The following is a 20,255-nucleotide window of genomic DNA, read 5'->3' on the forward strand; positions in this document are numbered from 1 at the left end:
AACGAGCAAATGGGGCCACCGACTGTTATCTGGTGGTGCGTGGCTTATATCCCTACCCGATGAGGTGCCCGGAGACCCCTGGGACGTTCGAGCGCGGCACGTTCGTGCGTCGCACCGGCGCTGAAATCGAACAGCACGGGCCGGTCAGCCTTGCACGGCGAGGACCAGCGGCAACACCCCCCGCGCCCCGGACCTGCGGAGCATGCGCGCCGCCACCGCCAGGGTCCAGCCGGTCTCGGTGAAGTCGTCCACCAGCAGGACCGTCCCCTGGGCCTCGGCGAGGGCGGCGGCGAGGCCGGGCGGCACGGTCAGTGCACCGTCGAGAGCCTTCAGACGCTGGGCACTGTTGCTGCGCGAGACCCGGGCCGCCTCGCTCGCGTACTCGAGGGAACCCAGCAGGGGCAGCCTGCCGACTTCCGCGATGCGCGCGCCCAGGGAGTGGACCAGCCGGGGCCTGGAGCGCGAGGCGACGGTGACGACACCCACCGGGCGCGGCTGGGCGTCGGCCGCGCCCGGGGCCCAGCCGCCGGGACCCTTCGCCCAGTCGGCCAGCACCTCCACCACGGCTCGGGCGACATCGTCCGGCACTGACAGATCCGGGGCCTGCGGAGCGAGCAGCGGTCGCAGCCGGTTGCCCCAGCCGATGTCCGACAACCGTCCCAAGGCCCGCCCCGCCGATGCCTGTTCACCGGCCGGAATGCGCCCCTTGAGATCGATGCCGATCGCCGGCAGCCCGGTCGGCCACATCCGGCGGGGCTCCACCTCGACGCCTGCGCGCCCCAGGTCGACCCGCGCGGCGTCCAGCGCGGCCGAGGTGGTGTCGGCCGTGAAGCGGGGTCGCGCACAGTTGTCGCAGCGACCGCAGGGCTTCGCCCCCTCGTCGTCCAGTTGGCGCTGCAGAAACTCCATCCGGCAGTCCGCCGTGGCCGCGTACTCGCGCATCGCCTGCTGTTCGGCCTCGCGCTGCCTGGCCACCCAGGCGTACCGGTCGGCGTCGTACGCCCACGGCTGCCCGGTCGCGACCCAGCCGCCCTTGACCCGTCTGACCGCGCCGTCCACGTCGAGGACTTTCAGCATGGACTCCAGCCGGGACCGGCGCAGCTCCACCTGCGGCTCCAGAGCGGGCAGCGACACGGGGCCGCCGGCCCGGGAGAGGACGTCCAGCGTGCGGCGCACCAGATCCTCCGACGGGAAGGCGAGCGAGGCGAAGTAGTCCCAGATCGCCTCGTCCTCCCTGCCAGGCAGCAGCAGCACCTCGGCGTGCTCGACACCGCGGCCCGCGCGGCCCACCTGCTGGTAGTAGGCGATGGGGGAGGAGGGCGAGCCGAGGTGCACCACGAACCCCAGGTCGGGCTTGTCGAAGCCCATACCGAGCGCGGAGGTGGCGATCAGCGCCTTGACCCGGTTGCCGAGCAGGTCGTCCTCGGCCTGCTGCCGGTCGGCGTTCTCCGTCTTCCCCGTGTACGAGGCCACGGTGTGCCCGCGCTGCCCGAGGAACGCGGTGACCTCCTCGGCGGCGGCCACGGTGAGCGTGTAGACGATGCCGGAACCCGGCAGTTCGTCCAGGTGGTCCGCGAGCCAGGCCATCCGGTGCGCGGCGTCCGGGAGCCGCAGCACGTTCAGGCTGAGGCTCTCGCGGTCCAGCGGGCCGCGCAGCACGAGCGCGTCCGAGGTGCCACCCGTGCCGAGCTGCTCGGCCACGTCCGCGGTCACGCGTGCGTTGGCCGTGGCGGTGGTCGCCAGCACCGGTACGCCCGGCGGCAGGTCGGCCAGCATGGTGCGCAGCCGCCGGTAGTCGGGCCGGAAGTCGTGACCCCAGTCGGAGATGCAGTGGGCCTCGTCCACCACGAGCAGCCCGGTCGTCGCGGCCAGCTTGGGCAGCACCTGGTCGCGGAAGTCGGGGTTGTTGAGCCGCTCCGGGGACACGAGGAGGACGTCCACCTCACCGGCCGCGATCTCCGCCTGGATCGACTCCCACTCCTCCGTGTTGGAGGAGTTGATGCTGCGGGCGTGGATGCCGGCCCGGGCCGCGGACTCCACCTGGTTGCGCATGAGCGCGAGCAGCGGGGAGACGATCACCGTCGGTCCCGCGCCGGAGGCGCGCAGCAGCGAGGTCGCCACGAAGTACACCGCGGACTTGCCCCAGCCGGTGCGCTGGACGACCAGGGCCCGGCGCCGGTCCGCGACCAGCGCCTCGATCGCCCGCCACTGGTCCTCGCGCAGCCGGGCGGCGCCCGTGTCGTCCCCGACGAGACGGGCGAGGACGGTGTCCGCCCGGGCCCGCAGTTCCGCGTTGCTCGTGTGTTCCATGCGTCCCATACAACAGGACGGGACCGACAGCCGGGCGGGCCTGTGGATGGCGGAGGCGGCCTTGTCGTGTCCCTGATTTCACTTATCCACAGGCCAAACCGGAATCACGGGATCCGCGAGATCGTCTGCGCATGACGAATCACAGCGAAACCACCGGACCCTCCGAAAACGGCGACCTCACCCGAGGTGCGGTCCCGCTCGGACCGTCCGCCCACGACACCCAGGTCACCCTGCGCACACCGGCCGAACTGGCCGACGCGCTGCCCTATCTGCTGGGGTACCGCCCCGAGGACAGCATGGTGCTGGTGGCCCTTCACGACCGCGCCGGCCGTGGCCGCTTCGGCGGACGGGCCCGGCTCGGCATCCCCGCCCACGAGGACGACTGGGAGTCGGCCGCACGCCAGCTCGCGCAGGGCCTGGTGACCGGCGGCGAGCGGCGGGGAGCCCGGCCCGAGCAGATGGTCGCCTACGTCTGCCAGGAACCGGCGCCCGGCGAATCGGGCCGGGACGTGATGCGGAGGCTCGCGCCACTGACCCGGTTGCTGCGGATCGAGTGCGGTCGGCTCGACGTGCCCGTGATCGAGGCGCTGTGCGTCTCGGACGGCCGTTTCTGGTCGTACTGCTGCCCGACCGAGGAGTGCTGTCCGCCCGACGGCGTCCCCATGGGCCTGCCCGGCACCTCCGTGCTCGCAGCCGCAGCCGCCTACGCCGGGATCCAGGTCCGCGGCAGTCTCCGCGAGCTGCGGGCCAGGCTGCTTCCCCGGGAGGCCGGCGGCGTGCTGGAGCAGGAGATCGCCCTGGACAGCGCCGGCATGGCACTGGTCCCCCGCATCCTCGACGACGCGTTCCGTGCGGACGTGGCCGAGGAGACCCTCGCGCTCGCCCGGCGGGTCATCGACCGGTACGCCGCTGCCGCCCCGGTGTCCGGCACACACCAGGCGGACGTCCGTGACGACACCCTGCTCTCCCACGACGAGGCCGCGACCCTGATTCTCGGACTGCAGGACCGCACGACCCGCGACCACGCAGCCGCCTGGATGGAGGGAGACGAGGCGGGCCCGGCCCTGCGGCTGTGGCGGGCCCTGGCCCGCCGCTGCGTCGGCCCCTACGGCGAACACGCCGCCGCTCCCCTCACGCTGGCCGGTTGGGTGGCCTGGTCCACCGGTGACGATCTGGAGGCGCGGGAGGCCTTCGCGATGGCCTTGGGCGCGGACCCCGACTACCTCTTCGCCAACCTGCTCCACCAGGCCTGCAACGAAGGCCTGGACCCGGAGGCGATCCGCCGCTGCCTGCGGAAGGGACGCACGGAGAGCACGGGACGCACGGAGAACACGGAGCGCACGGAGAACACGGGACACGCTGGACGGACGGAACTCACGGACCGCGCCGGTCACGTGCCGGCGGACGGGACCGGAGCAGCTGGCGACGCTGGCCCGCCGCTCCGCGATGTCGGCGACCCGGCGCCCGCCCGTTCCGGCACCCGCCGTGGCCGTACCGGACGCAGCGGAGACACCGCCGCCGACCGACGGGCGCGGCCGACCGGAACCCGGTCGGGGCAGCTGCGCTCGGGGCGCACCCGCCCCGACGCCGCCGGCCCGGGCCGCACCCGCACGCGCGCGGCGGAGAAGGCGGAGCGGGGCGGGACAGACGGCCGGGCCGGGCGGGAAGGCAGGCGAGCCGCGACCGGCCGCGACGAGGGGGAGGAATGAGCGAGGGACGGGCCGTGACGGCAGTCGGCCGGATCTGGGCCCGTGATGCCGTCCGCTGGGCCCGGAACCTCGTCGGAGGGACGCGCCGCCGGGACCACCCGCGCTCAAGCAGGCGTCGCACCGACCTGCCTGACCAGGGTGTTCGCAGCCACAGGCGCGGCCCGACCGGTCCGGACGACGCGGCGCCGCGTCGACTTCGGACCGGCTTCGGCAGGCGGGGGCGTGACCAGGAGGAGTCCGTCTCCGTTCACCTGAGTGGCGGAACGCCTGGACGGGCCGTGCCGCCGCCCGTCCCCCGTCCGCCCGGAGCCCGCCGTCCGGTGCCCGGCACATCGCAGGCGCACAGCGCACAGAAGAAGCGTCCCCATGCATCAGCCGAGTCCGCCTCCCACCGCCACCGACAACCGCCGTCTGCGGGACGGCCCTCCCTGGCCACCGCCGGCCCAAGGCGGCCAGGGCCCCGAGCGACAGCGCGGTCGCGCACCCCGGCCCACCCCCGCCCGGCCGGTTCCCCCGGGCCCGGGGCACGTCGGCGGGCTGCCGCCCACGCACACCGCGCTGATCTGCGTCGCGCTGCCCGGCCTCGCCATCTCCACGGAACACGGTCAGCTCACCGGCCAGGGCCTGGAAGGGTTCTACCGCGCGGGCCGGCGGCTGCTCGCGCGCTGCCAGGTCCGTGTCGCGGGCCGCGAACCACTCGCCGTGCAGGCCCGGATGACGGGGGCGGACTCCGCCCGCTTCGTGGGCACGCTCCGGGCCTCCCCGGCGGCGGGACCGGATCCGGACGTCGTCGTGGAGCGGATCCGGCACGCGGACGGCACGGAGCGCATCACCTTGCGCAACTGCGCCCCGCACCCCCTGCGCCTGCCTCTGGAGGTGTCCCTCGGCACGGACCTGGCCGACCTGGGCGCCATCGCCTCCGGCACCCCGGGGCCCGAACTCCCGGCCAGCGTCCACGACGCCGGTCTCCGCTGGACCACCCCCACCGGCAATGCCTCGGTCACGGCGGACCCCCCACCGTGCGATGCGCTGGCCTCGGCGGGACTGCTGCGCTGGGAGTTCGAGCTGCCGCCGGGCGGAACGGCGAGCGTGGAGCTGCGGGTACGCCAGGACGGCGCGAGCCCCTTGCGCGCCGTGGGACGCGCCGCGACCAGCCCGCTGGCACCGGTCAGAGCCACGGGCGACGATCCGAGGGTCACGGCCCTGCTGAGGGCGAGCATCGACGACCTCCAGGCGTTGCTGCTCCGCGACCCCGCGCACCCCTCCGACTGCTACCTCGCCGCCGGGGCGCCGTGGCGCTGTGGTCCGGCCCCGGCAGAGGCACTCGCCGCCGCCCGGATGACCCTGCCCCTCGGCACCCGCCTCGCCGCCGGCACCCTGCGCACCCTTGCCCGCACCCAACTCCGCGGTCCGGGACCGCTGACCGGCATGATCCCCGGCCCGCGCCGCGACGCCGGAGCGCACCTGCCACCGGGCTGCACGGGGACGGAGGCCACCCTGCTCTTCCCCGTCCTGCTGGCGGAGGCCCGTCGCTGGGGACTCCCGGAACAGGAGACGCGGGAGCTGCTGCCCGCCGCCGAGCGCTGCCTGACCTGGCTGCGCACCACGGTGGGGGACCGGACCTACCTCCGCGACCCGCAGCCCGGCGGCCCCGCGCGTGCCGAGACCCAGGCCCATGCCCACCGGGCCGCCCTGCTCGGTGCCGACCTCCTCGACGCCTGTGGCCGGCCCGGGAGCGCCGGGCTGCGGGAGTGGGCCGCGGGGCTGAGGACGGCGTTCCGGAGGGAATTCTGGGTCGACGACCGCGGCGGCGGCCGTCCCGCGGCGGCCCTGACCCCGGACGGCCAGCCCCTGACCCACCTCGGCTCCACCGCCGTGCACCTTCTCGACACCGGCCTGCTCGGTGCGGGCGAACTCGCCGAGGGCCTGCTCGACAGGGTGCAGACCGAGCAGCTCGCCAGGCTGCTCGGCGGACCGGCCATGGACTCGGGGTGGGGGCTGCGCGGCCTGGGAGCCAAGGAGCCGGGACACAGTCCGTTCGGACATCGGTCCGGTGCCGTGCGGGTCCAGGAGACGGCACTCGCCGTCGCCTGGCTGGCCGCCGCGGGCTACGAGAAGGAGGCGGGCGGGCTGCTGCGCGGCCTGCTGGCGGCGGCCGAGCACTTCGGCCACCGGCTGCCGGAGATGTTCGCCGGAGAGCAGCGCTGCGAGGGAAGTGCCCCCCTTCCGCACCCTGCGGCCTGCCGCCCGGCGGCCACGGCCGCCGCTGCCGGGGTCCTGCTCCTCACCACGCTCGCCGGCATCCGCCCCGATGCCCCGGCAGGTACCGTCACCCTCCGCCCGGTCCACAGCGCGCCCCTGGGCGAACTCGGCCTGACCGGGCTGCGGGTGGCCGGTGCGCCTTTCGCGGTGCGGGTCAGCCGGCTCGGCATGGCCATGGTCGAGGAGGCCGCGGACGGCCTTCAGCTGCGGGCGTGAGTTCCTGCCGGGAGAGGCGGCCCTTGAGGCGTTGAGGCGGCACGGCCGAAAAGGAGGCACTTCGGCGGCAGGGCCGCCACGAGAGGACGACCGAGCCGGGAACCCGTGCCGGAACGAACGGGAGGATGCGCACCGGCGCGAAGTGGATCAGCTGTCGGAGCGAGTGCCGAAGGGAGTGTTTATCGTCAGGCAGACGACTATGATCACCGCATGCCCTACGACCCGTCAGCCTTTCCGCCGTTCGCCGTCACCGTGGACCTGGTCGTGCTGACCGTGCGCCGACATGCCCTGTGCGCGCTGGCGGTGCGCAGAGGCGAGTCGCCGTTCCAGGGACGCTGGGCGCTGCCGGGCGGCTTCGTGAGGGCCGACGAGGACCTGTCCCAGGCCGCGGCGCGGGAACTCGCGGAGGAGACCGGGCTGCGGGCCCACGACCCCGACGCCCCCGCCCAGGAGGGCGGAGCCCACCTCGAGCAGTTGGCGACCTACGGCGACCCCAAGCGCGACCCCCGGATGCGCGTGGTCAGCGTCGCCCACCTGGCGCTCGCCCCCGACCTCCCCGCACCGCGCGCGGGCGGTGACGCCAGCAACGCACGCTGGGCGCCGGTGGAGGAACTGCTCGCGCAGGGCGGCTACGGCCGCGACGGCGAACCCGTCGCCCCGCTTGCCTTCGACCACGCCCAGATTCTGTCCGACGGGGTGGAACGGGCCCGGTCCAAGATCGAGTATTCGTCCCTGGCCACCGCCTTCTGCCCGCCCGAGTTCACGGTCGGTGAACTGCGCCGCGTCTACGAGGCGGTGTGGGGGGTGGCACTCGACCCGCGCAACTTCCACCGCAAGGTGACCGGAACCCCCGGCTTCCTTGTCCCCACCGGTGGCACGACGACCCGTCAGGGCGGTCGCCCGGCCCAGCTTTTCCGGGCCGGCGGGGCCACTCTGCTCAACCCGCCGATGCTCCGGCCCGAGGTGTGACCGTCCGACAGCGCGAACTTGGGCCGGGTTAAAACCTTCTATACCCGGAAAAACGGTCATTCCACGCTATCTTCCCTAAGGTGATCCAGGCCTTCGGACTGACCAGCAACCCCCGCAAGGCGCACCCGCCCGCCGTCGACGACGTGACCTTCGAAGCGGGCGCGGGCCGCGTCACCGCACTCCTGGGCGAGGCGGGCGCGGGCAAGACCACGACGCTCCGACTGATGCTCGAACTCCAACAGGGGCGCGGCCTCACCTACTTCAGGGGCCGCCCCCTGCACCGCATCGCCCACCCCTCGCGTGAGGTCGGTGTGGTCCTCGGTGACGTGGCCGGTCATCCGGCCCGCTCCGTCCGCGGTCATCTGCGCATGCTGTGCGCGGCGACCGGAGTGCCGGCCCGGCGCGCCGACGAAGTGCTCGAAGCGGTCGGGCTCGTCAGCCTCCGCGAGGAACGCCTCGGCACGCTGTCGCACGGCACGGACCGCCGACTCGGCCTGGCCTGCGCGCTCCTCGCGGACCCGCACACCCTCGTCCTGGACGAACCGGCGGACGGTCTCCCCACCCGTGAAGCCCACTGGCTGCACCGCATGCTCCGGGCGCACGCGGCGCAGGGCGGCACGGTTCTGTTCACCACCGCCGACCCCAAGGAGGCCGCCCGCGCCGCCGACCGGGTCGTCACCCTGAAGACCGGCAGGCTCGTCGCGGACCAGGAGGCCGGCGCGTTCGCCCGCACCCGGCTGCGCCCACGCGTGGCCGTCCGCAGCCCCCACGCCGACCGGCTCGCCGCCGCCCTCAGCAAAGAAGCCCGCACCACCCACCGCTCGGTGGAGGTCGTACGAGAAGGCGGCAACCGTCTCTCCGTGTACGGCAGTACGACCGCCGAGGTCGGCGAGACGGCGTTCCGCCACGGCATCCTCGTCCACCAACTCGCTGACGAGACCGGTGACATGGGACCGGGCGCCGGAGTGGAGCGGCTGACGCTGGAGGCGTGGGAGGCAGGGGCGGCGCCGGAGCCGGAGTGGCAGGAACCGGACGGCGACGCGCTGACTGCGGCCGACGAGGGGTGGCCGGCGCGCGAGCGGCCAGGTGCCGAGAGCGCGGGGGAGCAGGCCGCGGTGCACGGTACCCGGCAGGCGCACCCACAGCGGGCCGGGGAGGCACCGGCCCCCGGCCGTCAGGACGCACCGGACGCCGAAGGGCGCAAGGACACCGACACGCCCGCGGTCGCACCGCAGCCGAGGACGGAGCTGGTCGCCCCGCACCCCTCGGTCGCCCCGGGCCTCACGCAGCAGCCGCGCACCCCCGGCCAGGAGCCGGGCCGGAATCGGCCACCGGCCGCCACGGACCCCGACGACGCCGCTGAACCCCAGCTCCACCACACCACCGACGCGGGCCGCACCGACTGTCCGGCCGTCACGTCGGTGCCCGCGATCCCGGACACGGAGCGCTCCACCCGCATGCGTACCCCTGGAGAGTTGCCCGCTCCGGCAGCGGCCAAGCCGTCGACCGCCTCCTCGCTCGCCAAGTCCTCGGCCTCCTTCGGCTCCGCCGAACCCTCCGGTCATGCCGGGGCGACCAGGACGGCGCCCGCCGTGCCCGCCCAGCCCCCGGCCGCCACTTCCACCGCCCAGCCATCGAGCCGCCCGGCGGTCGCCGAAGCCCCGGCATCCCAGCCGCTCGGCCAGGTCAGCCACGCCGAAGCCGCCACGGCACAGTCGGCCATCCGCGCGGTACCCGCCGACACCCCCGCGGCCCAGTCCTCGGCGGACGCCCTGTCCGTCGAGGCCGTCAACGATGAGGCGCCGATGCGTACCGCGTCCTTCGGCACTCCCGCGATCCGGCCCGCCACCGGCTCGGGAGCCGTTGAGACCCCCGCGGCCCCACGGCCCGCCCGGGAGCCACAGCCACAGCCACAGCCACAGCCACAGCCACAGCCACAGCCGCAGCCGCAGCCGGAACTCCGGAAGGCATCCGCAGGCGGCGGTGACTCCGCCTCGGCGCCGACCGACCCCGCGGGCGCCGGAGCCGCCGACGCACCGGACCCGCTCTCCCCGCTTCCGCCTCCCATCTCCGTCCGCCCGGTGCCCAGCCCTCTCCGCCCCCTGCGCTACGAACTCCGCCGCGCCGCCGGGATCGGTACCGGCTTCGTCACCTGCGGTGCCGTACTGCTGGTGTCCGCCCTCACCGCGGTACTGCTGGCCAGGGTGGGACACACCCCGCAGGCCCGGCTGTTCGCGGCCTGGCCGCGGGAGCTGCCGCTGCCCCCGGCGGCGCTCGGCGCGGGACTGCTCGGGGCGCTGGCCTTCGGAGACGAGTTCCGTCACCCCGCGCTGGCGTCGGACCGCGGTACCGTGCCGCGCCGACTGGGGCTGCTCACCGCCAAGCTGCTGGTCTCCGGGGCGACCGCGGTACTGCTCTCGTTCCTCACGCTGGGCTGCGACGCCGAAGTGCTCTACCTCGTCTACGGTCGGGAGCTCGCACAGGTTCCCGCCGACTGGATCTCACTGACCGCGAGTTGGTTCGCACTGGTCGTCGGCTGTGCCTGGGCCGGCGTACTGGCGGCCGGTGTCTTCCGGTCCACCACGGCCGGTCTCGCCGCGGTGCTCGCCGTACCCGTGCTCGTCGTGCCCGTCGTACACAGTGCTGTGCAAGGGACAGGGGTACGGATGGCCGCCGGACTTCCGATGCGGATGCGCGAGATGTTCCTGCTGAAGTGGCCCTTCGGAGGAGAGCGGTATCTGGTCGGCGCGGCCCGGGTGATCGCCCAACCCGTGGGCGGTGCGCTGGCGTTGTCGCTGGTGGCGCTGGTCTGCGCGTATCTGTTCAGCACCCTGCGAACCAGGGCCCGATGACCACGGACCGGGCGGTTGCGGTCCCGCCGTGCGCACAACTCCCCGCAGAACGGCCATTTCTTTCCGATAAGGCGTCAATTGCGACGGGGTGAGCGATCACCCTTTCGTGTGCTTTTCACCAAAGACCTCAAGGGAGTTGGAGGCAGCGCCGACAAAGGATCCGTGAGTACCCTTGCGCACACCATGATGACCGCCGCCCGCTCCGCAGACTCTGGTCTGGTCGGCCCGGGCGAACTCGACCGCTACCCGTATGCGGAGGTCCCCGTCACCGATCGGGTCGGCACGCCCGCCTGGGAGGGTGCGGATCCGGAGCTGGGCCGTGTGGGCCGGCGCGCCGCGGGCAGCCGCGGCCGTGGACTGCACGGTCAACTCGTCCAACAACTGGGGCAGATGATCGTCTCCGGCGACCTGGGCGCGGACCGCCCGCTGGTGCCCGAGGAGATCGGCCAGCGTTTCGAGGTCTCCCGCACCGTCGTCCGGGAGTCCCTCCGGGTCCTGGAGGCCAAGGGCCTGGTCAGCGCCCGCCCGAATGTCGGCACGCGGGTACGTCCCGTCAGCGACTGGAACCTCCTCGACCCGGACATCATCGAGTGGCGGGCCTTCGGGCCGCAGCGCGACGACCAGCGCCGCGAGCTCAGCGAGCTGCGTTGGACGATCGAGCCGCTCGCCGCCCGCCTCGCTGCCGGACACGGGCGCGAGGACGTCCAGCAGCGGCTGTGCGACATGGTCGAGATCATGAGCCACGCCATGGCGCAGGGCGACGCGCTGACGTTCTCGCGCGCCGACGCCGAGTTCCACTCGCTGCTCATCCAGGTCGCGGGCAACCGCATGCTGGAACACCTGTCCGGCATCGTGTCCGCGGCTCTCCAGGTGTCCGGCGGCCCGGTCACCGGCTGTGAGCGGCCGAACGAGGCGTCCCTGGCCCAGCACGCGCGGATCGTCGACGCGCTCGGCACCGGAGACGGCACCGCGGCCGAGTCGGCGATGCGTCAGCTGCTGACCGTCCACCCCGAGGTGGAGCGCGTGGTGCCCGCCCCGCGCGAGCACTGACCCGCGTCGACAGCGGTGCGCTCGGTCAGTGCCGCGTTCTCGGGGCGCCGTCGGCCCGGGGAATCGCTTCCGCCGGCCGCCGCCGGACCCTGCCGGATCCCTCGGGGCTCCGGCGGGGCCCGGCGGTGCGGCGGGATCGGCGCGGCGTGCGATGGCCGGTCGCACGACAGATTCCTTCGCGGTCGCGGGAGTGGTCGCAGGACCGGTTGCACCGGAGCCGTACGGGGCAGGCTCCGCAGTGATCCAAACGGTCCGGAGAGATCATCAACGTCAGCCTCTGCCCATATCTGACCGTTTTTGAGCGCTTACGGGGTGTGACTCGGGCCACGTAGATTGGGCGTAACGCTCTTGCGAACAACGCGATGACCTAAGAGGTGACAGCCGCGGAGGGAATACGGACGCCATTCATGGCGCTGTGCATCTTCCCGGCCCCCGCCCGCGCCGTCGGCCCATCCCCAAGCCGGCGGTCGGCTCCAGTCCGTCCCGGACGGGGCCGGAAGCCGTTTTTCAACGTTCCGAGAGGTTGTTCGTGTCGGCCAGCACATCCCGTACGCTCCCGCCGGAGATCGCCGAGTCCGTCTCTGTCATGGCTCTCATTGAGCGGGGAAAGGCTGAGGGGCAGATCGCCGGCGACGATGTGCGTCGGGCCTTCGAAGCTGACCAGATTCCGGCCACTCAGTGGAAGAACGTACTGCGCAGCCTCAACCAGATCCTTGAGGAAGAGGGTGTGACGCTGATGGTCAGTGCCGCGGAGCCCAAGCGCACCCGCAAAAGCGTCGCAGCGAAGAGTCCGGCCAAGCGCACCGCCACCAAGACGGTCGCGGCGAAGACGGTGACCACCAGGAAGGCCACCGCCACGGCCGCCCCCGCCGTGGCGTCCGCCGCCGCTGTCGCCGACGACGCGGCCGAGGAGGCGGCGCCCGTGAAGAAGGCAGTTGCCAAGAAGGCCGCCCCCGCCGCCAAGAAGGTGGCCGCGAAGAAGACCGCGACCGCCGCAGCCAAGAAGACGGTGGCCAAGAAGACCGCCGCCAAGAAGGACGACGCCGAGATTCTCGAGGACGAGGTTCTCGAGGAGGTCAAGGCGGGCGCCGAGGAGCCCGAGGGCACCGAGAGCGCGGGCTTCGTCCTGTCCGACGAGGACGAGGACGACGCGCCGGCGCAGCAGGTCGCCGCCGCCGGTGCCACCGCCGACCCGGTCAAGGACTACCTCAAGCAGATCGGCAAGGTCCCCCTGCTCAACGCCGAGCAGGAGGTCGAGCTCGCCAAGCGCATCGAGGCCGGTCTGTTCGCCGAGGACAAGCTGGCCAACGCCGACAAGCTGGCCCCGAAGCTCAAGCGCGAGCTGGAGATCATCGCCGAGGACGGCCGCCGCGCCAAGAACCACCTCCTGGAGGCCAACCTCCGTCTGGTGGTCTCCCTGGCCAAGCGCTACACCGGCCGCGGCATGCTCTTCCTGGACCTCATCCAGGAGGGCAACCTCGGTCTGATCCGCGCGGTCGAGAAGTTCGACTACACCAAGGGCTACAAGTTCTCCACGTACGCCACCTGGTGGATCCGCCAGGCGATCACCCGCGCCATGGCCGACCAGGCCCGCACCATCCGTATCCCGGTGCACATGGTCGAGGTCATCAACAAGCTCGCGCGCGTGCAGCGCCAGATGCTCCAGGACCTGGGCCGCGAGCCCACCCCGGAGGAGCTGGCCAAGGAACTCGACATGACCCCGGAGAAGGTCATCGAGGTCCAGAAGTACGGCCGTGAGCCCATCTCCCTGCACACCCCGCTGGGCGAGGACGGCGACAGCGAGTTCGGTGACCTCATCGAGGACTCCGAGGCCGTCGTACCGGCCGACGCCGTCAGCTTCACGCTCCTCCAGGAGCAGCTGCACTCGGTGCTGGACACCCTGTCCGAGCGCGAGGCCGGCGTCGTCTCCATGCGGTTCGGTCTCACCGACGGTCAGCCGAAGACCCTCGACGAGATCGGCAAGGTGTACGGCGTCACGCGCGAGCGCATCCGCCAGATCGAGTCCAAGACCATGTCGAAGCTACGCCACCCGTCGCGTTCCCAGGTGCTGCGCGACTACCTCGACTAGGTCGCGTTCGTACGGCGTCGAAGGCCCGGCCTCCCACCGTGGAGGCCGGGCCTTCGTGCTGCGGGCCGCGGTGCGCTGAATGACTCTGGGTGTCCCAGTCCCACCCAGAGTGAGGAACGTGCATGCGCCGTTCTGTTGCCCCGGCCCTGATCCGGCCGCTGATCCTGGCGGCCGTCAGCACGGCCATACCGCTGGCCACCACGTCTCCCGCAGTCGCCGGCAGTGTCGTGGTCGGGGGCTTCCCCGTCGACGTCTCCCAGGCCCCGTGGACGGTCGCACTGTCCAGCCGTGACCGGTTCGGAGGTACGCGGGCCGGTCAGTTCTGCGGCGGGGTGGCGATCGGCCGGACCACCGTCCTGACCGCGGCCCACTGCCTGGCCGACGAGGTCGTCGGCGGGCCGTCCGACCCGGTCCGCGACCTCAAGGTCATCGCGGGCCGTACGGATCTGCTCGGGACGCAGGGCCAGGAGATCCCCGTGACCGCGGCCCGCGTCAATCCCGGCTACGACCCGGACACGAACACCGGTGACTTCGCCGTCCTCACCCTTGCCGAGCCGCTGCCGGCCCGCGCGGTCATCGCGATGGCCCCTAGGGGGGACACCGCCTACAAGGCCGGCACCAGTGCCCTGGTCTCGGGCTGGGGCGACGTCACGGGCGGCGGCGACTACTCGCGCCGGCTGTACGCGGCGCGGCTCCATGTGCTGCCCGACCAGACGTGCGAGCGGGCCTATCCCGGCGGCGCCGACGGCACCTACCGGGCGGACTCGATGGTGTGTGCGGGCGAGACCCGGGGCGGCCCGGACGCCTGCCAGGGCGACAGCGGCGGGCCGCTGGTCGCCGGCGGGAAGCTGATCGGGCTCGTGTCGTGGGGAAGCGGCTGCGGCCGACCGGGCAGTCCAGGCGTCTACACGCGCGTCTCGGAGGTCGTACGGGCGCTTGGACCCCGTGGTGCCCTCAGTGGTTCACGCGGGCCGCACAAGCGCCCCTGAGGGCCTCTGGTGCGGTGCGGATACGACGAGGGCGGTCGCTCCCTGAGGAGCGACCGCCCTTCACCGGCCTGTGCCGGAGCTGGCTCGTCGTGGATGCGAGAGGTCAGCGCTCATCTTCGGAGGCGGTGGCCGGGGCGGAGGTCAGCCGCTCCGTCTCGTCCTGTATCTCAGCGGCGATCTTCTTGAGTTCCGGCTCGAACTTGCGACCGTGGTGGGCGCAGAAGAGCAGTTCTCCGCCGCTGAGCAGCACGACGCGCAGGTATGCCTGGGCGCCGCAGCGGTCGCAGCGATCGGCGGCCGTCAGGTGGCTCGCGGGGGTCAGAACAGTAGTCACGTCGCCTCTTCTCTAGCTCGACGAGCTGTCGTACCAGGGTCAACATCCAACCAGCCCGAAAACGTTCCCGCTCGGGGCTTCTCCTCGAAAAAAAATCTTTCGAGGTGGCCGTCTGCTGCCGGTTGGCGGCGAATGTGCCGTATTGCGTCGTCTTAGGTGCTTACGGGTTCGCGCGGTTCATCGGTCTCATCCTCCCGGCCGGGTTGCCGGTTGTTTGTGAGGACGTGCCCGGAGCCTAAATGGTTCATGCCTCGAAGGGAACGTGATATGTACTTCACTCCATCGAGGGATCGAACACGCATACGACGCTGGACTAGTGTGAGTTCATGACGAGGGTGGCGTTACAACGGCTCTACCAGGCCTCGGTACCCTCTGAGCGGCGACCGAAGCCGACCCCTTACCCCAAAGGGGCCCCATTGAAATTCAGCGAGGAGCGAACCGCGTGACCGCCGATACGTCCGTGCCGTCCACAGCGCTGCTGGCAGGAGCAGACCGGGACGGCTCCAACTACACCGCGCGGCACCTGCTCGTCCTTGAGGGCCTCGAAGCCGTGCGCAAGCGCCCTGGCATGTACATCGGCTCGACCGACAGCCGCGGTCTGATGCACTGCCTGTGGGAGATCATCGACAACGCCGTGGACGAGGCCCTAGGCGGCTACTGCGACCACATCGACGTCATCCTCCACGACGACGGCTCCGTCGAGGTCCGGGACAACGGCCGAGGCATCCCCGTGGACGTCGAGCCCAAGACCGGCCTCTCCGGTGTCGAGGTCGTGATGACCAAGCTGCACGCCGGCGGCAAGTTCGGCGGCGGCTCCTATGCCGCCTCCGGCGGTCTGCACGGCGTCGGCGCCTCCGTGGTCAACGCCCTCTCCGCGCGTCTCGACGTCGAGGTCGACCGCGGCGGCAGCGTGCACGCCATCAGCTTCCGGCGCGGTGTGCCGGGGGCCTTCACGGGCGCCGGTCCGGACGGCAGGTTCGACGCCGGGAGCGGGCTGCGCAAGACCAAGAGGGTGCCCAAGACCCGCAGCGGCACGCGCGTGCGCTACTGGGCCGACCGGCAGATCTTCCTCAAGGACGCCAAGCTCTCCCTGGACACGCTGCACCAGCGCGCCCGCCAGACCGCGTTCCTGGTGCCCGGCCTGACCATCGTCGTCCGTGACGAGTACGGCCTCGGCGAGGGCGGCAGCAAGGGCGAGGAGTCGTTCCGCTTCGACGGCGGCATCAGCGAGTTCTGCGAGTACCTGGCCACCGACAAGCCGGTCTGCGACGTCCTCCGCTTCTCCGGGCAGGGCACCTTCAAGGAGACCGTCCCGGTCCTGGACGAGCACGGCCAGATGACCCCGACCGAGGTCACCCGTGAACTCGGCGTCGACGTGGCGATGCGCTGGGGCACCGGTTACGACCAGAACGTCAGGTCGTTCGTCAACATCATCGCCACGCCCAAGGGCGGCACCCACGTGGCCGGCTTCGAGCAGGCCGTCCGCGAGACTCTCAACGAGGCGCTGCGGGCCAAGAAGCTGCTGCGCGTCGCCGAGGACGACATCGTCAAGGACGACGCCCTGGAGGGCCTCACGGCCGTCGTCACCGTCCGGCTCGCCGAGCCCCAGTTCGAGGGCCAGACCAAGGAGGTCCTCGGCACCTCGGCGGCCCGCCGGATCGTGAACAACGTGATCACCAAGGAACTGAAGGCGTTCCTCACCTCCACCAAGCGCGACGCCGCGGCCCAGGCCCGCGTGGTCATGGAGAAGGTGGTCGCCGCCGCGCGGACCCGCATCGCGGCCCGCCAGCACAAGGACGCGCAGCGCCGCAAGACGGCCCTGGAGTCCTCGTCGCTCCCCGCCAAGCTCGCCGACTGCCGCAGCGACGACGTCGAGCGCAGCGAGCTGTTCATCGTCGAGGGAGACTCCGCGCTCGGTACGGCGAAGCTCGCCCGGAACTCCGAGTTCCAGGCGCTGCTGCCGATCCGCGGCAAGATCCTCAACGTCCAGCGGTCCTCGGTGACGGACATGCTGAAGAACGCCGAGTGCGGGGCGATCATCCAGGTCATAGGGGCGGGCTCGGGCCGCACCTTCGACATCGACGCGGCCCGCTACGGCAAGATCATCATGATGACCGACGCCGACGTCGACGGCTCGCACATCCGCTGCCTGCTGCTGACGCTGTTCCAGCGCTACATGCGGCCCATGGTCGAGGCCGGCCGGGTCTTCGCCGCGGTGCCGCCGCTGCACCGCATCGAGATCACCCAGCCCAAGAAGGGCCAGGACAAGTACGTGTACACGTACTCGGACCGCGAGCTGCGCGACAAGCTCATGGAGTTCCAGAGCAAGGGTGTCCGGTACAAGGACTCCATCCAGCGCTACAAGGGTCTCGGCGAGATGGACGCCGACCAGCTGGCCGAGACGACGATGGACCCGCGCCACCGCACGCTGCGCCGCATCAACCTCTCCGACCTGGAGGCGGCCGAACAGGTCTTCGACCTTCTGATGGGCAACGACGTGGCTCCCCGGAAGGAGTTCATCTCCGGCTCGGCGGCGACGCTGGACCGGTCGCGGATCGACGCGTAGCCGCGGGGCTGGGCTCTGTCCGAAGCAGGGGCCGGCGGCGGAGGACCAGGGCGGTACGGGACGAGGCGGACCGGGCGGCGGTGAGGCGTGCGCTGCCCGGCCGGTCTCTCCGGCAAGGGCACGGCCGCCGGTCCGGTCGGTCGCCGGTCGGTCGCCGTCCGACCGCCGGTGGGTCGTTTCCGCGAGGACCTGCCGGTTGCCCCGGTGAAGCGCCGGTCGGCCGTTCCGCCGGGTTCCGTCGTCGGTCCGGCCGGGGCCCTGTCGATCCGTCCGAGAGGGTTCAGCGCACCCGAGCCCGTCGGCCGACGACGCCACGACGCCCCCCGCATGGTTCTCCACCCGGGGGTGGAGAGATTCCCTTCGTCGGAATCCACCCGTGATCCACCCCCGCTCCGATCTGCTGACCTGCGCAATTCCGTAGCGTCGAAGGCGTCGGCAGCTCCCGCTCCCGGCACCGTCCCTTCCCGCTCACGGAGGCTCTGATGTCCGGGCTCGTCAACGCGTTGCTGATCGCGGCCGTCGTCGTCGTGGTGATCGTGCGCCAGTTCCGCGCCCGCCCGATCGACACGGGCAGGCGCTGGTGGCTGGTGCCCGTGATCCTCGCGGTCGTCGCACTGCGCGAACCCGGCATACTCGACGCCCACCACCACACCGCTTCCGCCGTGCTGCTCGGCACGGAATTGCTGGTGGGACTGGTGATGGGTGCGGCCTGGGCCTGGACCACCCGGGTGTGGACGGAAGCCGACGGCGTCGTGTGGACCAGGAGCACCAAGGCCAGCGCACTCGTCTGGTTCGGCGGCATCGCCGTGCGTGTCGGTCTCTACGCCCTCGGAGCCGCCGTCGGCGTCCATCAGGACAGCGCGGCTCTCATGCTCGGCCTGGCGGTCACCCTGTTGGTCCGCGCGGGCATCCTCGTCTGGCGTGCCCAGTCGCTTCCCTCCACGGCGCCCGTGGGCGGCCCCACCCGGGCGTACGGTGACGCCATGGCCCGGGTCACCAGGAAGGAAGGCGTGTGACGGAGAACGCCTGGACACGCTGGCCCTCACGGGAGGCGCTGAGCCGCGCGGGGCTCACCTGGTCCCGGCGCGCCCTCGCCTGGGGGGTGAGACTGTTCGTCCTCGCTCTGCTGCTGTGGAGTGCCTTCAACCAGTCGCACGTCCACGGCTGGGGCATGGCGGCGGCGGTGGCGGGGGTGGTCGTGACCGGCGTGGTCTCCTGGGGATTCTTCCGGACCACCTATGCCCACCGGCTCGTGCCCTCCCTGGTGCTCGTCGTCGTCCTCCTGGGGATCGCGGTCCTCGCGGAGATCACCGGCTTCCAGGGACCGGCGCTCGTGATCTGGTGCGGCTGCGGCATCTCCGCCCTGGAGCGGCTGCCGATCGCGATCGCGCTGCCCGTCACGTCCGTGGCCCTGGCCGCCTACTCCGCGTTCAACAACGACGTGTGGCTGACCACCGCGGCCACCGCCGTGGGCATGGCTCTCGCCGGCTATGTCCTGCGGCTCGACGCCGAGGCCCGGGGAGGTGCCCAGCGGCTGCTCGCCCAGGAGCGGGCCGCGAGAGCGGCCGAGGCCGAGTCGGCGGCGCTGACAGAGCGGGCCAGGATCGCACGGGAGATCCACGACGTGCTGGCGCACAGCCTCTCCGCCCAGATGGTGCACCTGGAGGCCGCGCGGCTGCTGATCGAGCGCGGAGCCGACCGGGAGCAGATCCTTGAACGGGTGGTGGCCGCCCGGGGAATGGCCCGCGACGGGCTCGCCGAGACCCGGCAGGCCCTGTCCGCCCTGCGCGGGGAGCTCACTCCGCTGGAGGATTTCCTGACCGAACTGGTCGGCTCCACCGACGGCGCCGAGGTCACCGTGACGGGTGAACGCAGATCTCTGCCCGCGGAGGCGTCGCAGACCGTACGACGTGTCGCCCAGGAGGCGTTGACGAATGTCCGCAAGCACGCCTACGGCGCCAAGGTCCAGGTGCGGCTGGACTACAGCGAGCACGAAGTGGGGCTGAACGTACGCGACTCGGGTGGTCGTGCGGGCGAACTCAGCGGCGCGGGCGGCGGGTACGGTCTGCTGGGTATGCGGGAGCGGGCCGAACTGCTGGGCGGGTCGCTGGAGGCAGGGCCTGAAGGCGAGGGGTTCGAGGTGAGGTTGAGGGTGCCCGTATGACGGAGACGGAGGGGGAGAAGAAGCCCGCGCGGGTCGTGGTCGCCGACGACCAGACGGTGGTCAGGGAGGGGATCGTGATGCTCCTCGGGCTGCTGCCCGGCGTGGAGGTCGTCGGAGCCGCGGGCGACGGGGAGGAGGCGGTCCGGCTGGTCGCCGAGCTCTCCCCGGACGTGGTGCTGATGGACCTGAGGATGCCGCGGTGCGACGGGGTGGAGGCGACCCGGCGGATCCGGTCGGAGTACCCCGGGACCCAGGTGGTGGTGCTGACGACGTTCGCGGACGACGAGTCGCTGTTCCCGGCGCTGCGGGCCGGCGCCCGTGGTTACCTGACCAAGGACGCGGGCGGCGACGAGATCGTGCGAGCCGTGGAGAGCGTGCTGTCGGGAGACGCGGGACTGTCGCCCAGCATCCAGCGGCGGTTGCTGGAGCGGCTGTCGCAGCCTGAACCTGCGCCCGTGGCCGCCGAGGCGCCCGACGGGCTGACCGCGCGGGAGACCGAGGTCCTGGTGCTGATCGCAGAGGGGTTCACCAACCAGGAGATCGCCCGGAAGCTGCACGTGTCCACCGCGACCGTGAAGACGCACATCAACAACCTGTTCGCCAAGACGGGTCTCAAGGACCGGGCGCAGGCGGTGCGTTACGCCTATGGCAAGGGATTGGTGCGGCCACCAGGGGATTGAGTCACCTGATGGGGTGAAGAGCTGCTGGAAGAAGAGTCAGGGATCTTCCCGATCTGTCCATCCTT

The 20,255-nt window shown here is 72.1% G+C and carries 13 protein-coding genes; 11 read left to right on the top strand and 2 right to left on the bottom strand.

Annotated features, from left to right (window positions below; translation table 11 throughout):
- Positions 1–144: 144 nt before the first annotated feature.
- The gene (locus AB0D74_RS20345; RefSeq protein ID WP_362588425.1) at positions 145–2,310 is read right to left on the bottom strand and encodes a RecQ family ATP-dependent DNA helicase; all 2,166 of its coding nucleotides are present in this window, start codon (positions 2,308–2,310) and stop codon (positions 145–147) included.
- A 131-nt stretch (positions 2,311–2,441) separates the two neighbouring features.
- Here AB0D74_RS20345 and AB0D74_RS20350 point away from each other — a divergent pair, with 131 nt between their 5' ends.
- The 7 genes from AB0D74_RS20350 (at position 2,442) to AB0D74_RS20380 (ending at position 14,446) form a co-directional block, all read left to right on the top strand.
- Positions 2,442–4,019 (top strand): DUF4192 family protein, encoded by a 1,578-nt coding sequence (locus tag AB0D74_RS20350; RefSeq protein ID WP_362588428.1) that lies wholly within the window; start codon positions 2,442–2,444, stop codon positions 4,017–4,019.
- Positions 4,020–4,385: 366 nt separating this feature from the next.
- On the top strand, positions 4,386–6,497 hold the full coding sequence (locus AB0D74_RS20355; protein WP_362588431.1) for a glycogen debranching N-terminal domain-containing protein: 2,112 nt from the start codon (positions 4,386–4,388) through the stop codon (positions 6,495–6,497).
- 210 nt (positions 6,498–6,707) lie between these two features.
- Positions 6,708–7,466, top strand: coding sequence for an NUDIX hydrolase (locus tag AB0D74_RS20360; RefSeq protein WP_093498678.1), 759 nt, complete (start codon positions 6,708–6,710; stop codon positions 7,464–7,466).
- A gap of 80 nt (positions 7,467–7,546) precedes the next feature.
- Positions 7,547–10,318, top strand: coding sequence for an ATP-binding cassette domain-containing protein (locus AB0D74_RS20365; protein WP_362588435.1), 2,772 nt, complete (start codon positions 7,547–7,549; stop codon positions 10,316–10,318).
- A gap of 162 nt (positions 10,319–10,480) precedes the next feature.
- On the top strand, positions 10,481–11,368 hold the full coding sequence (locus AB0D74_RS20370; protein ID WP_362588438.1) for a FadR/GntR family transcriptional regulator: 888 nt from the start codon (positions 10,481–10,483) through the stop codon (positions 11,366–11,368).
- A gap of 529 nt (positions 11,369–11,897) precedes the next feature.
- On the top strand, positions 11,898–13,457 hold the full coding sequence (locus AB0D74_RS20375; RefSeq protein WP_362588441.1) for an RNA polymerase sigma factor: 1,560 nt from the start codon (positions 11,898–11,900) through the stop codon (positions 13,455–13,457).
- A gap of 122 nt (positions 13,458–13,579) precedes the next feature.
- Positions 13,580–14,446, top strand: a complete 867-nt coding sequence (locus tag AB0D74_RS20380) for a serine protease (RefSeq protein WP_362588444.1) — start codon at positions 13,580–13,582, stop codon at positions 14,444–14,446.
- Positions 14,447–14,549: 103 nt separating this feature from the next.
- Here the strand turns inward: AB0D74_RS20380 and AB0D74_RS20385 are convergent, their stop codons facing one another.
- Entirely contained in the window at positions 14,550–14,780 is a 231-nt protein-coding gene (locus AB0D74_RS20385; protein ID WP_181803130.1) for a hypothetical protein, read from the bottom strand.
- Positions 14,781–15,222: 442 nt separating this feature from the next.
- Between AB0D74_RS20385 and AB0D74_RS20390 the strand changes: the two genes are divergently transcribed.
- From AB0D74_RS20390 to AB0D74_RS20405, 4 genes are all read left to right on the top strand, one after another.
- Positions 15,223–17,346: a DNA topoisomerase IV subunit B gene (locus AB0D74_RS20390; RefSeq protein WP_362588448.1), complete on the top strand. Its 2,124-nt coding sequence runs from the start codon at positions 15,223–15,225 to the stop codon at positions 17,344–17,346.
- A gap of 482 nt (positions 17,347–17,828) precedes the next feature.
- Positions 17,829–18,362, top strand: coding sequence for a DUF1453 domain-containing protein (locus AB0D74_RS20395; RefSeq protein ID WP_362588452.1), 534 nt, complete (start codon positions 17,829–17,831; stop codon positions 18,360–18,362).
- Complete coding sequence (locus AB0D74_RS20400) at positions 18,359–19,510, top strand: histidine kinase (protein WP_362588455.1); 1,152 nt, start codon at positions 18,359–18,361, stop codon at positions 19,508–19,510. Before AB0D74_RS20395 ends, AB0D74_RS20400 begins: the two co-directional genes overlap by 4 nt.
- The gene (locus tag AB0D74_RS20405) at positions 19,507–20,190 is read left to right on the top strand and encodes a response regulator transcription factor (protein WP_362588458.1); all 684 of its coding nucleotides are present in this window, start codon (positions 19,507–19,509) and stop codon (positions 20,188–20,190) included. Before AB0D74_RS20400 ends, AB0D74_RS20405 begins: the two co-directional genes overlap by 4 nt.
- Positions 20,191–20,255: the final 65 nt, after the last annotated feature.

It is taken from the genome of Streptomyces sp. NPDC048278 (genome assembly GCF_040652195.1).
In the GTDB taxonomy this organism is placed as follows: Bacteria; Actinomycetota; Actinomycetes; order Streptomycetales; family Streptomycetaceae; genus Streptomyces.